The 12,181-nt window shown below is 66.6% G+C and carries 15 protein-coding genes; all 15 read left to right on the top strand.

Translation table 11 applies throughout. The annotated features are described in order from the left end of the window. Positions 1-115 precede the first annotated feature (115 nt). The 15 genes from folE to OG716_RS29285 all read left to right on the top strand — a co-directional run bounded on the left by folE (position 116) and on the right by OG716_RS29285 (position 12,104). Entirely contained in the window at positions 116-736 is a 621-nt protein-coding gene (gene folE / locus OG716_RS29355; RefSeq protein ID WP_327143343.1) for a GTP cyclohydrolase I FolE, read from the top strand. Positions 737-1,005: 269 nt separating this feature from the next. After that, complete coding sequence (gene folP / locus OG716_RS29350; RefSeq protein ID WP_405139980.1) at positions 1,006-1,902, top strand: dihydropteroate synthase; 897 nt, start codon at positions 1,006-1,008, stop codon at positions 1,900-1,902. Next, positions 1,899-2,288: a dihydroneopterin aldolase gene (folB, locus tag OG716_RS29345; RefSeq protein ID WP_405133791.1), complete on the top strand. Its 390-nt coding sequence runs from the start codon at positions 1,899-1,901 to the stop codon at positions 2,286-2,288. The genes folP and folB overlap by 4 nt, the downstream gene beginning before the upstream one ends. Positions 2,289-2,290: 2 nt before the next feature. Further along, positions 2,291-2,827: a 2-amino-4-hydroxy-6-hydroxymethyldihydropteridine diphosphokinase gene (folK, locus tag OG716_RS29340; protein ID WP_327143345.1), complete on the top strand. Its 537-nt coding sequence runs from the start codon at positions 2,291-2,293 to the stop codon at positions 2,825-2,827. Next, positions 2,824-3,294, top strand: a complete 471-nt coding sequence (locus OG716_RS29335) for a DUF3180 domain-containing protein (RefSeq protein ID WP_355130185.1) — start codon at positions 2,824-2,826, stop codon at positions 3,292-3,294. Before folK ends, OG716_RS29335 begins: the two co-directional genes overlap by 4 nt. 198 nt (positions 3,295-3,492) lie before the next feature. Further along, positions 3,493-4,614 (top strand): DUF6779 domain-containing protein, encoded by a 1,122-nt coding sequence (locus tag OG716_RS29330; protein ID WP_405133790.1) that lies wholly within the window; start codon positions 3,493-3,495, stop codon positions 4,612-4,614. Positions 4,615-4,728: 114 nt separating this feature from the next. After that, positions 4,729-5,733, top strand: a complete 1,005-nt coding sequence (locus OG716_RS29325; protein ID WP_405133789.1) for a Rossmann-like and DUF2520 domain-containing protein — start codon at positions 4,729-4,731, stop codon at positions 5,731-5,733. Next, a complete protein-coding gene (panC, locus tag OG716_RS29320; RefSeq protein WP_405133788.1) occupies positions 5,733-6,659 on the top strand; it encodes a pantoate--beta-alanine ligase in 927 nt (308 codons plus the stop codon). The genes OG716_RS29325 and panC overlap by 1 nt, the downstream gene beginning before the upstream one ends. A gap of 12 nt (positions 6,660-6,671) precedes the next feature. Then, entirely contained in the window at positions 6,672-7,094 is a 423-nt protein-coding gene (gene panD, locus OG716_RS29315) for an aspartate 1-decarboxylase (RefSeq protein ID WP_327143350.1), read from the top strand. Between the two features lie 20 nt (positions 7,095-7,114). Next, positions 7,115-7,909, top strand: coding sequence for a type III pantothenate kinase (locus OG716_RS29310; protein ID WP_355130193.1), 795 nt, complete (start codon positions 7,115-7,117; stop codon positions 7,907-7,909). A gap of 213 nt (positions 7,910-8,122) precedes the next feature. Beyond that, positions 8,123-8,743, top strand: a complete 621-nt coding sequence (locus tag OG716_RS29305) for a cysteine dioxygenase (protein ID WP_405133787.1) — start codon at positions 8,123-8,125, stop codon at positions 8,741-8,743. Next, the gene (locus OG716_RS29300) at positions 8,743-9,174 is read left to right on the top strand and encodes a rhodanese-like domain-containing protein (RefSeq protein ID WP_405133786.1); all 432 of its coding nucleotides are present in this window, start codon (positions 8,743-8,745) and stop codon (positions 9,172-9,174) included. Before OG716_RS29305 ends, OG716_RS29300 begins: the two co-directional genes overlap by 1 nt. A 159-nt stretch (positions 9,175-9,333) precedes the next feature. Then, on the top strand, positions 9,334-10,800 hold the full coding sequence (gene lysS / locus OG716_RS29295; protein WP_405139978.1) for a lysine--tRNA ligase: 1,467 nt from the start codon (positions 9,334-9,336) through the stop codon (positions 10,798-10,800). Positions 10,801-10,918: 118 nt separating this feature from the next. Further along, entirely contained in the window at positions 10,919-11,284 is a 366-nt protein-coding gene (locus OG716_RS29290; protein WP_327143353.1) for an Lsr2 family protein, read from the top strand. Between the two features lie 196 nt (positions 11,285-11,480). After that, on the top strand, positions 11,481-12,104 hold the full coding sequence (locus tag OG716_RS29285) for an FHA domain-containing protein (RefSeq protein ID WP_297607717.1): 624 nt from the start codon (positions 11,481-11,483) through the stop codon (positions 12,102-12,104). The last annotated feature ends 77 nt before the right edge of the window (positions 12,105-12,181 follow it).

Raw genomic sequence — 12,181 nt, 5'->3', positions numbered from 1 at the left:
CGAAGGTTCGGGTCAGGCCCGTTTGCGGGCGGAATGTAATCCGCCCGCAAACGGGTTGTACAGCCGCGAACACGCCGCGCTCGCAGGTGCGGCAATTCAATACAGGAGGTGTCGATTGTCGGCCAACAGCCGTGTCGTCTCCGGCCCGATCGCACTCGATACCGGCCGGCCGTTCGATCAGGCGCGGGCAGAGGCTGCCGTTCGCGAACTGCTGATCGCGGTGGGCGAGAATCCGGATCGGCCCGGATTGGCGGAGACCCCCGCGCGCGTCGCGCGGGCGTACAGCGAGATGTTCGCCGGTCTCTACACCGAACCGGACTCGGTGCTCAACACCACGTTCGACGAGGGGCATCAGGAACTGGTGCTGGTGCGCGACATCCCCATGTTCTCCACGTGTGAGCACCATCTGGTGGCCTTCCACGGGGTGGCGCACGTCGGCTACATCCCGGGTGCGCACGGCCGGGTGACCGGCCTGTCCAAGCTGGCCCGCCTGGTGGATCTCTACGCCAAGCGGCCCCAGGTACAGGAGCGGCTCACCAGTCAGGTCGCCGATGCCATCATGCGCAAGCTGGATCCGCGCGGCGCGATCGTCGTGATCGAGGCCGAGCATCTGTGCATGGCCATGCGCGGTATTCGCAAGCCCGGCGCCAGCACCACCACCTCGGCGGTGCGCGGCCTGCTGCAGACCAATGCGTCCTCGCGCTCCGAGGCCCTGGACCTCATTCTGCGGAAGTGAGAGGTGGCTGTGTCTAATTTGCCTCCGCTTCGCTCCGGCGGGTCGTGGCCCTGTTACCCGGTTCTTCCCTCCCTCCGCTCCTCCGCTTCGCTCCCCCGCTCCACTCAGTCCAGAACCGGGCGGGCCCCGACCTCGGAGCGGATGTCGTTCGGGCGATTCGCTTTTGGGGGGCTGTCTGCTGGAGGGCGGGTCGCGAACCTGATGTGGAGTCGGGAGGTGTTGTGACAACACGCCTTCTGACGCCGCGCGGGGGTCGCTCCTGTGTGGTGATGGGGGTAGTGAACGTCACCGCGGATTCGTTCTCCGACGGCGGCCGCTACCTGGATGTGGGTGCGGCCGTCGCGCACGGCCGGCGGCTCTACGACATGGGCGCGGACATCATCGATGTCGGCGGTGAATCCACCCGGCCCGGCGCCACCCGTGTCGATCCGGACACCGAGGCCGGTCGTGTGACTCCGGTGATTCGCGAGCTGGTTTCGCTCGGGGTGCCCACCAGTGTGGACACCATGCGCGCCCGGGTGGCCGAGGCCGCGGTCGAGGCCGGGGCGTCCGTGGTGAACGACGTCTCCGGTGGCCGCGCCGATGCCGATATGGCGAAAGTTGTTGCCGCGGCCGGTGTTCCGTGGATTCTCATGCACTGGCGGGCGGGGGCGAACTATCACCACACGGGTGCCGCCGACCACTACGACAGTGTGGTCGACGAGGTGCTCGCGGAATTGCGCGCCCAGGTCGATCTGGCCGTCGCGGCCGGGGTCGATCCGGGCAGGCTGGTGCTGGATCCGGGCCTGGGTTTCGCCAAGAACGCCGGCCACAATTGGGAATTGCTCGGTGCGCTACCGCAATTCGTGGCGACCGGCCTGCCGATCCTGATCGGCGCCTCACGCAAACGCTTCCTGGGATCGCTGCTGGCCGATGCCGATACGCCGCGTCCGCCCGACGGCCGGGAGGTCGCCACCGCCACCATTTCCGCCCTGACCGCCGAGCACGGCGGCTGGGGCGTGCGGGTGCACGATGTACGCGCCTCGCTGGATGCGATCGCGGTCGAAGACGCCTGGCGTAGTGCGGCCCGGCGGGCGGCGGCGCGCACTCCGGTGGACAGATGGACATGGACGAATCCCCGCTCCGCGTCCGGCGGGCCGGGAAGTGCACAGGGAGAACAGCTTTGAGCACAGACCGGATCGAACTGCGCGGCTTGCGCGTCTTCGGCCACCATGGCGTCTTCGACTTCGAGAAGCGGGACGGCCAGGAGTTCCTGGTGGACGTGACGCTCTGGACGGACTTCACGGCCGCCGTGAAATCCGATGACGTCGCCGATACCGTGCACTACGGCGAGCTGGCCGATCAGGTGGTGCGGATCGTCTCGGGCGAACCGCGGGACCTGATCGAGACGGTGGTGTCCGAGATCGCCGACGAGGTGATGAACGACCCGCGAATTCAGGCTGTGGAAGTGGTGCTGCACAAGCCTTCCGCACCGATTCCGCATACCTTCGAGGATGTCCGGGTGGTCACGTCCCGTCGCCGGACGGGGCTCGAGCAAGGCGTGGAGGAGTAGCGGTGAGCCGGGTAGTCCTGTCGATCGGATCGAACCTCGGTGATCGGCTCGCGCATCTGCGCAGCGTGATCGAGGCGCTGCGGCCGCGGCTGCTCGCGGTGTCCTCGGTGTATTCGACGCCGCCGTGGGGCGGGGTGCCGCAGCAGGACTATCTGAATGCCGTGCTGATCGCGGAGGATCCGAATCTGGAGCCCAGTGATTGGCTGCGGGTCGGCCAGGAGCTGGAGCAGGCCGCCGAGCGGGTGCGTGAAGTCCGCTGGGGCGCGCGCACTCTCGATGTGGATATCGTCTGGGCCGCGCAGCACCGCCGCGACGGAGAGGTGCCCTGCCGCAGCGCCGACCCGACCCTCACGCTGCCGCACCCGCAGGCGCAGCATCGCGCCTTCGTGCTGGTGCCGTGGCTGGAGGTGGAGCCGGAGGCCGCACTGGAGGTGACCGCCGGTGTCCCGCAATTGCTGCGCGAACTGCTCGCCGCACTCGATGCCGCCGAGGTCGACGGTGTGCGCCGCACCGAGCACACGCTGGGCTGGCCCGCGTGAAGCCGACTCGCATTCTGGATCTGTGTGCGAATGTGGCGCTGGCGGCCGTGGTCGCCTGGATCGCGACCAATGTGGCGTATTCGAGCTTTCCGCCCATCTCGGTCTTCTCGGGGGCGTCGCTGCTGCCGGTGGCCGTGCTGGAGGTGGTGCTGGCGTTCGTGATTCGGTCCCGGGTGGAGAACCGGGGGATCGGGCCGGGGCCGGGGCAGTTGCATCCGATCACGGCGGCGCGGGCGGTGGCGCTGGCGAAGGCCTCGGTACAGGTGGGTTCGCTGGTGGGCGGTATCTGGCTGGGTTTCCTGATCTGGCTGCTGCCGCAGCGGCCGGAAATGCGGGCCGCGGCCTCGGACACGCCCGGTGCGGTCGTCGGTCTGATCGCGGGTCTGGTGCTGGTCGCGGCGGCGCTGTGGCTGGAATATTGCTGTCGAGCGCCGATCGATCCGCCCGATGAGGCAGCTACCTCATAGTTAACATATTGCCGAGGATGATCGGCAAGGTTGAAGCCGTACCGACTAGTTCAAGCTATGTTGGTGGACATGGTTTCACCCTCCCGGAGCAGCTCTTCCCGTCGACGACGGGAGGACGCGGGAAAATTCTTCACCGGCGTTCTGCTTCTTCTCGGTCTGGTTGCCAGTGTTTTCCTGGTCTTCAGCGACAACGTCCACATGATCCGTGTGGGCCTGGTTGCGGCGCTCTGGGCGGCCGCCATCGGAGCCCTCGCCGCGACCCGTTATCGCAGGGAGTCGGCCACGGACAAGGCAAAAGTGGGTGACCTCCAGAAGGTCTACCAACTCCAGCTGGAACGTGAGGTTGCTGCGCGCCGCGAGTACGAGCTCGGCGTCGAGACCCGGGTCCGCCGCGAAGTGGGCGCGGACTCGGAGGAGATGGCCGCGCTGCGCGTCGAATTGACCGTATTGCGCGAGAGCCTGCAGCGACTCTTCGACGGCGACCTGCCCTACGAGCGGCCCGCCCTGCGTGCGGATGCCGTCCGGGTCCAGGAATTGCCCAGTGCGGACAATAAGATCCCCGGTCCGTCGGCGAACGGTAACTGGGAGAACACCCGCGACTGGGATCCGTGGTCGACGCCCGCCGATCCGGTGGAGCAGGACCCGCGCAGCCGCATCACCCCGGTCTTCGACGCCGATCATCCCGAGCCCCCGGCCTTCGCCAGCCCCTTCGACGATCCGGTGACGGCGGAGACCTCCATCGTCACTCCGGAGGCGCTGGAGCGCATGCGCATCCCGCATCATCCGGCCGACCGCACTCGCGATTACGAACCCCCGCACGACTTCGAGCACCTGCGGCCGTTCGAGGACGACCTCGCCGGCGCCGCGGCGAAAGCCGAAGCCGAACAGGACGATTCGCGGGAGGACACCGACGCCGCCCGCACGGCCGCCGATGCGCTGCGCGCCGGTTCCGGTGGGCAGCGTCCGGACAATGCGAGTGCGGCCACGGAAAAGCGGACCGAACCGCTCACCACCCTGGGTCAGCCGGCGCAGGTCGCGTGGTTCGAGACCGATCTCGGCGCGGGTGGCAGTGCCCCGGTGCCGCCGACCGGACCGCCGCCGAATGCCGCCGCGCAGCCGGACTCCGAACCGCAGCCCGCGGCCGCCGAGTCCCAGCCCGCGCCCGCCAGATTGGCGCAGCCCACACCGCCCGCTGCGCCCATCGGCACCGCGAGCGCGCGGCGCCGCCGCCGTTCCGACGACGATGCGGGCAGTGATGCCACGCGCCGCCTGTCGGTCGCGGAGATCATGGCCAATCTGCGTTCCGAGGGTGATCGGTAGGGGTGCTGTAAGACATCCCACACACGGTGGCCCCGGCGTATCGGGGCCGATATTCTCGGGCCGTAACGTCCGGTACCCGCCATGCGGGACTGGAACGACTTCGAGAGGACAAGGGTGACCTCGGACAAGGATGTCTGCGGAACCGATCTTGCGCCTGCACGGTTGACGGTGGGAATCGTCTCGGCGGGACGCGTCGGCTCCGTCCTGGGTGCGGCGCTCGAGCGCGCCGGTCATGTGGTTTTCGGCGTTTCCGCTATTTCGGACGCGTCGATTCGCCGTGCCGAGACCCGGCTACCGGACTCCCGGATCCTGCCCGCCGAGGAGGTGGCCGCGCGCAGCGAACTGCTGCTGCTGGCGGTGCCGGACAGTGAATTGGCCGGTCTGGTGGCGGGTTTGGCGGCTGCGCGGGCGGTGCGGCCGGGCACCATCGTGGTGCACACCTCGGGTGCGAACGGCGTCGGAATTCTCGCGCCGCTCACCGCCTTGGGGGCGCTGCCGCTGGCGATTCATCCGGCCATGACGTTCACCGGGCATGACGAGGATGCGGCTCGCCTGGCGAACGCCTGCTTCGGCGTCACCGCCGCGGATGACATCGGCTATGCCATCGCACAGGCGCTGGTGATCGAAATGGGCGGCGAGCCGGTGCGGGTCTCGGAGGAGAACCGCACGCTCTATCACGCGGCGCTGGCGCATGGCAGCAACCATCTGGTGACCCTCGTGGTGGATGCTGTCGAGGCGCTGCGTGCCGCTCTGGCGGGCCCCGGCCTGCTCGGTCAGCAGGTGATCGACGATCAGCCCAACGGGCTTGCCGAAAGAATGCTGGCCCCGCTCGCCTCGGCGGCGCTGGACAATGCGCTGCGGCGTGGTCCGGCCGCGCTGACCGGTCCGGTGGCGCGCGGCGATGTGCCCGCGGTGGCGGCGCATCTGACGGCGCTGGAATCCCTGGATCCCCGGCTGGCAGCGGGCTATCGCGCCCTGTCATTGCGTTCGGCGGAACGCGCGCGCAGCAATCCCGCCCTTTTCGATCTGCTGGAAGGACCTCGGCTGGGCGGTCAAGCCCGGAGGCGGCAGCGCAGCGTAACCACGGAGGGCTCCGAGCAGCCGAAGGAAGGTAACTGATGGACCCGAAACTGCGTGGTGCGTACAAGCGCGGCGAGCTGACCGTGCTGCACGATCCGGCGGTGGTCACCTCGGTTGCCAAGGCCTTGCGGTCGGTGGGTCGTACGGTCGCGCTCGTCCCGACCATGGGCGCACTGCACGAGGGGCACCTGGAGCTGGTGCGGCGGGCTAAGCGCACCAATCAGGTTGTCATTGTGTCGATCTTCGTGAATCCCCTGCAATTCGGGGCCGGCGAGGATCTGGACAAGTACCCGCGCACGCTGGACGCCGATGTGGCGCTGCTGCGCGCCGAGGGTGTGGAGCTGGTCTTCGCGCCGAGCGCCGCCGAGATGTACCCGGAGGGCCCGCGCACCACGGTGCACCCGGGCCCGATCGGTGACGAGCTCGAGGGCGCGGTCCGTCCCGGTCATTTCGCGGGCATGCTGACCGTGGTGGCCAAGCTGTTCCAGATCTGCCGTCCGGTCGAGGCGTTCTTCGGTGAGAAGGACTATCAGCAGCTGGCGCTCATCCGGCAGATGGTGCGGGACCTGAACTTCGATCTGAAGATCGTCGCGGTGCCGACCGTGCGCGAGCGGGACGGCCTGGCGCTCTCCTCGCGCAATCGCTTCCTGGATCCGGTGCAGCGCGAGCTGGCCACCACCCTGTCGGCGGCGCTGGCCGCCGGCCGTCATGCCGCCGGGCTGGGCCCGGAAGCCGTTCTGACAGCGGCGAATTCGGTGCTCGCGGCCGCACCGGACATCGATCTCGACTACCTGGAGCTGCGTGGCTCCGACCTGGGCGCGGTACAGGCCAGCGGCAATGCGCGCCTGCTGGTCGCGGCCCGGATCGGCGGCACCCGCCTGATCGACAATCTGCCCGTCACCCTCGGTACGCCGATCGACGGCAATCCGACCACCCCCGAACAGCCCGCTGCGGCAACCCGTTAGGAGGCAACGCCGATGTTGCGCACCATGATGAAGTCCAAGATCCACCGCGCCACGGTGACCCACGCCGACCTGCACTATGTCGGATCGGTGACGGTCGACCAGGACCTGCTGGACGCCGCCGATCTGCTGGAGGGCGAGCAGGTCTGCATTGTCGACATCACCAACGGCGCCCGCCTGGAGACCTACATCATCGCGGGGGAGCGCGGTAGTGGTGTCATCGGAATCAACGGCGCCGCAGCACATCTCGTCAATCCGGGTGATCTGGTGATTCTCATCGCCTACGCCATGATGGACGAGGCCGAGCTGAAGGCGTACGCGCCGCGCGTGGTGTTCGTCGACGACCGCAACCGGCAGGTGGAACTGGGCAGCGATCCGGCGCACGCGCCGGAGGGCTCGGATCTGATCTCGCCGCGTTCCCTGACCTTCGCGAACTGACTCCAGGGCCGGGCGCACCCATGCTGCTGACCATCGATGTCCGCAATACCAGTATCGAGCTGGGGCTGTTCTCCGGCAGCGGTGAGCACTCGAAGCTGGTGCGGCACTGGCGGACCCACACCAACCCCCTGCTGACGGCCGATGAATTCGCGCTGCAGGTGCGGGGTCTGATCGGCGCGGACGCCGATCAGGTGGTGGGCGTTTCGGCGCTGTCCACGGTGCCGCCGGTACTGCGCGAGCTACGCGAGATGCTGGGCCGCTATTGGGAGCACGTGCCGCACATTGTGGTGGAACCCGGTGTGCGCACCGGTATTCCGCTGCTGGTGGACAATCCCAAGGAGGTGGGCGCGGATCGCATTGTGAATTGTCTTGCCGCCTATCACCGTTTCCAGCGCCCGGCGATCGTGGTGGATTTCGGTACCGCCATCTGTGTGGATCTGGTGTCGGCCAAGGGTGAGTTCCTCGGCGGCATCATTGCCCCCGGTGTGGAGATTTCCACCGAGGCGCTGGTGGAACGCAGCGCCCTGCGCCGCGCCGAGTTGGCCCGCCCGCGGTCGGTGGTGGGCAAGAACAGCATGGAGTGCATGCAGTCCGGCGCGGTTTTCGGATTCGCCGGCATGGTCGACGGTCTCATCGACCGCATTCGCGATGAATTCGATATTTTCTCCGGAAGTGATCACGCGGTAGTCGCGACGGGTGCGACGGCGCCGTTGATCGTCCCGGAGTCGGAGACCATCGACCACCACGAACCGCATCTGACGCTCGAGGGTCTGCGCCTGGTCTACGAGCGCAACCAGCAGCGCCGGCTGCGCTGAGGCGGGGTGGGCGGAAAGAATGCAGACCTCATGGTTTGTGACGCAGTCCTCTGCGGCGGGTGCTATTGCTCCGCGGCGATGGCCTGCTAAGCTCGCCCACGTGTATTCCCGTGTGAGCACCCAGGAGTGTTGTCGAGGCTGATTCGCCTCGGCTTTGTCGAGGTTGCGTTTTCAAGCCCTCGACCGTAAAACACACTTCTTGGAGTTTCGCCCATGCGATCTTCTTTGCTTCCGATCCCTGTCGCCGATTCGGCGTCCACCCTCGCTCGTACTTCGCGGCTGCTGCCCGAGGTGACCGAGCGGGCTACCGCTTCCGCGCTGCCCACCCGGCTCCGTCCCGCTGACCTGCTGCGTCTGACCGACGAGGGCGCCGAGGACACGCTGGCCGGCCGCTACGATCATCTCCTTCCCGCCGATGGCCTCTGGCCCGTCGAAAAGCGCTGGGCGGTAAGGCTTCTCGCCGACGATGAGGTCGATCTGTGGTTGATCAGCTGGGTGCCGGACGCACGCACCGAATTGCACGATCACGCCGGTTCACTGGGTGCGCTGACCGTGCTCGCCGGCGCGCTGTCGGAATTCCGCTGGAATGGAACGGAACTGCGCCGCCGCACTTTGACGGCCGGTGACCAGGCGTCCTTCCCGCTGGGCTGGGTGCACGATGTGGTGCGTGCCCCGGAAGCGGAGGCCGGAATCTCCGGTCCGCTGGATCCGACATTGAGCGTGCATGCCTATTCGCCGCCGCTGACGGCCATGTCCTATTACGAGGTCACCGGTCACGGGACCCTGCGGCGCACTCGTTCCGTCCTCACCGACCAGCCCGAAGGCGAACTCTGATGACCCACTTGACGATCGACGGCATGCTCGCCGAGGCGCGCGAGCGGCTGCGACGGCTGTATCCGGTGGAAATACCCCAGGCCATTGCCCGCGGCGCGCTGCTGGTGGATATTCGCCCGCAGGCGCAGCGATTGCGGGAGGGCACCCTGCCGGGCGCCTTGGTGATCGAGCGAAATGTCCTGGAATGGCGGCTGGATCCGACCAGTTCGGCGCGTTTGGCGCTGGCCGACGACCACGAGCGGGAGTGGATTATCGTCTGCTCCGAGGGATATACGTCCAGTTTGGCGGCTTCCTCGCTGCAGCAGTTGGGACTGCGCCGCGCCACCGATCTGGTGGGTGGATATCAGGCATTGAAAGCGGCCGGACTGCTCATGGTCGCGGCCACCGCACCGCACTTCGAGCGTGAGGTCGCGACACTCGCCTGGCTCTGATTGCGGTTTGCCCGGGTGTGGGAAGAAAAGGGTTTCCGCCGCAAGATAGGCTAGAGCCCCGTGAGCACCCCCACCCCCTCTTCTCCCGTTGGCACCACGTCATCCGCAGGTCAAAAGCGCACTGCGGCTCCGCTCGTGGAACAGGATGTCCCGGAGCAGATGCGGATTCGCCGCGAGAAGCGGGAGCGGTTGCTGGCCGAGGGACGCGAGCCCTATCCGGTAGTGGTCGGGCGGACGCACAGCCTCGCCGAAATTCGTGCCGCATACCCGGATCTGCCCGCCGATACACAGACCGGTCAGCAGGCCGGAGTTGCGGGTCGCATTATTTTTCAGCGCAATAGCGGCAAGTTGTGTTTCGCCACTCTGCAGGAGGGTGACGGCACCAAGCTGCAGGCGATGATCAGCCTCAATGGCGTCGGTGCCGAATCGCTGGCGGCCTGGAAGTCCGATGTCGATCTGGGTGATTTCGTATTCGTGCACGGCGAGGTGATCGCTTCGCGCACAGGCGAATTGAGCATCATGGCGGACGGCTGGGAGATGGCGTCCAAGGCGCTGCGCCCGCTGCCGGTGGCGCACAAGGAGATGAACGAGGAATCGCGCGTCCGGCAGCGCTACGTCGATCTCATCATCCGCCCGGAGGCCCGGGAGATGGCCCGTACGCGGGTCCAGGCGGTCCGTGCGCTGCGGAATGCGTTGGAGCGCAGGGGTTTCCTGGAGGTGGAGACCCCGATGCTGCAGACCATCCACGGCGGCGCCGCCGCGCGCCCGTTCGTCACGCACTCCAATGCGCTCGATCTGGAGCTGTTCCTGCGGATCGCGCCGGAGTTGTTCCTGAAGCGCTGTGTGGTGGGCGGCATCGAGAAGGTCTTCGAGATCAACCGGAACTTCCGGAACGAGGGCGCGGACTCCACTCATTCGCCCGAGTTCGCAATGCTGGAAACCTACGAGGCGTACGGCACCTACGACGATTCCGCGAAGATGATGCGGGAATTGATCCAGGAAGTCGCGGAGGAGGTCTACGGCACGCTGCTGGTGACACTGGCGGACGGAACCGAATACGATCTGTCGGGCGAGTGGACCACCGTCGAGATGTACCCGTCGCTGTCGGAGTCGATCGGTGTGGAGGTCACGCCGGAAACTTCCGTACAGGAATTGCTGGCACTCGCTGATCGCGTCGGTCTGGAAATTCCGCAGGACAAGGGCTACGGTCACGGCAAACTGGTCGAGGAACTCTGGGAGCATGTCTACGGCGACAAGCTGTACGCCCCGACTTTCGTGCGCGACTTCCCGGTGGAGACCTCTCCGTTGACACGTCAGCATCGGAGCAAGCCCGGGGTTACCGAGAAGTGGGACCTGTACGTGCGCGGCTTCGAACTCGCTACCGGATATTCGGAACTGGTCGATCCGGTCATCCAGCGCGAGCGTTTCGAGGATCAAGCGCGTTTGGCTGCCGCGGGTGACGACGAGGCCATGCGGCTGGACGAGGACTTCCTTGCCGCGATGGAGCACGGTATGCCTCCGACGACCGGAACGGGTATGGGAATCGACCGGTTGCTGATGGCCCTGACTGGCTTGGGAATCCGAGAAACGATACTCTTTCCAATTGTGCGTCCGGCAGCTCGTTAGAGTTCGCTGGATTGCATTGTCGGTACCCGTTCTGGGACTATCGAATTTAGCGGTATTCTAGTTTTGGGTAATCGGCCTAACTATGCGGGTCGCACGATTTCGAGAGGACGTTCATCTCATGGCAAAGAAGGTCACCGTTAGCCTGATCGACGATGTCGACGGTGAGTCCATCGCGGACGAGACCATCGAGTTCGCAATCGATGGCGTCTCGTACGAGATCGACCTGTCGACGACTAATGCGTCCAAGCTGCGGGACGGTCTGGAGGTTTGGGTCTCGAACGCGCGTCGCGTGAGCGGCCGGCGCCGCACCAAGACCGCGCTTGCCGGCGCGACCACGAGCCCGAAGAGCCGGGTCTCGATCGACCGTGAACAAAGTGCGGCGATTCGCGAATGGGCGCGCCGGAATGGGCACAAGGTGTCGGCGCGTGGTCGTATCTCCGCGGACATCACGGAGGCTTACAACAAGGCCGCGTCGAAGAACTAGTTTTTTGCGACTGCCGCTCGGGTGTTTCGTGCGAGCCCGGGCGGCAGTGGTGTATTTATACGCTTTGCGTATAACTGGCGCGGATGCCGGTTGCCCATATCCGTGACACGATCTTGCTCGCGCCGACACGGCACGGCACCATTGAACCTGTGCGAACGATGTCACTGGCTGGGCGTAGAGACGAGGTATCGGCGCAGTGACCGCATTTCACGGTTCCTTCCTGCGGGTCAAGGATCATGAGGGCAGTCAGCACGAGTTGATGCTGACTCCCGATCAGCCGCGCATCACCATCGGCCGCTCACCGCAGGCCGATCTGTCCCTGGCCTGGGATGTCGAGGTGTCGCGACTGCACGCGACCGCCGAATATCTGGGCGCACACTGGACCATCGTCGACGACGGTCTCTCTCGCAACGGCACTTTCATCAACGGTGATCGCCTGGTGGGGCGGCATCGGCTGCAGCCCGGCGATGTCATCCGCATGGGCACCTCGCGGGTCACCTTCCACGATTTCAGCGGCGCCGCAGGCGATGTCACGCAGACCTCCACCGGTGGCCTGCCCACACTGCGCTCGCTCACCGAAACCCAGCGGACCGTGCTCATCGCGCTGTGCCGCCCCCTGCGCGGCAATGACGGCTTCGCCTCGCCCGCCTCCAATCAGCAGATCGCCGCCGAGCTGTTCCTCAGCGTGGATGCCATCAAGACCCATCTGCGCACGCTCTTCGCCAAATTCGGCGTCGAGGATCTCCCGCAGAACCAGAAACGGGTCCGCCTCGCGAATCTGGCCATGCAGAGCGGCGTCATCTCCGAACGAGACCTCTGACCCGTCCCCGTCGTATCTCTGACCCGTCCCGGTCATCCCGGCATGCTCTCGGCCGGGATTCACACGTGTGAGACGAC

The sequence above is a fragment of the Nocardia sp. NBC_01388 genome (assembly GCF_045040085.1).
GTDB lineage: Bacteria > Actinomycetota > Actinomycetes > Mycobacteriales > Mycobacteriaceae > Nocardia.
Note: the sequence above shows the minus strand (reverse complement) of the source record. Positions and strands in the feature narration are given on the sequence as shown.

Coding starts and splice junctions, on each gene's coding strand:
- folP (WP_405139980.1), top strand. CDS start 1,006: ATGGGGGTAGTGAACGTCACCGCGGATTCGTTCTCCGACGGCGGCCGC.
- lysS (WP_405139978.1), top strand. CDS start 9,334: ATGCGGATTCGCCGCGAGAAGCGGGAGCGGTTGCTGGCCGAGGGACGC.
- OG716_RS29330 (WP_405133790.1), top strand. CDS start 3,493: ATGATCCGTGTGGGCCTGGTTGCGGCGCTCTGGGCGGCCGCCATCGGA.
- OG716_RS29310 (WP_355130193.1), top strand. CDS start 7,115: ATGCTGCTGACCATCGATGTCCGCAATACCAGTATCGAGCTGGGGCTG.
- OG716_RS29300 (WP_405133786.1), top strand. CDS start 8,743: ATGACCCACTTGACGATCGACGGCATGCTCGCCGAGGCGCGCGAGCGG.
- OG716_RS29290 (WP_327143353.1), top strand. CDS start 10,919: ATGGCAAAGAAGGTCACCGTTAGCCTGATCGACGATGTCGACGGTGAG.
- panC (WP_405133788.1), top strand. CDS start 5,733: ATGGACCCGAAACTGCGTGGTGCGTACAAGCGCGGCGAGCTGACCGTG.
- OG716_RS29305 (WP_405133787.1), top strand. CDS start 8,123: ATGCGATCTTCTTTGCTTCCGATCCCTGTCGCCGATTCGGCGTCCACC.
- panD (WP_327143350.1), top strand. CDS start 6,672: ATGTTGCGCACCATGATGAAGTCCAAGATCCACCGCGCCACGGTGACC.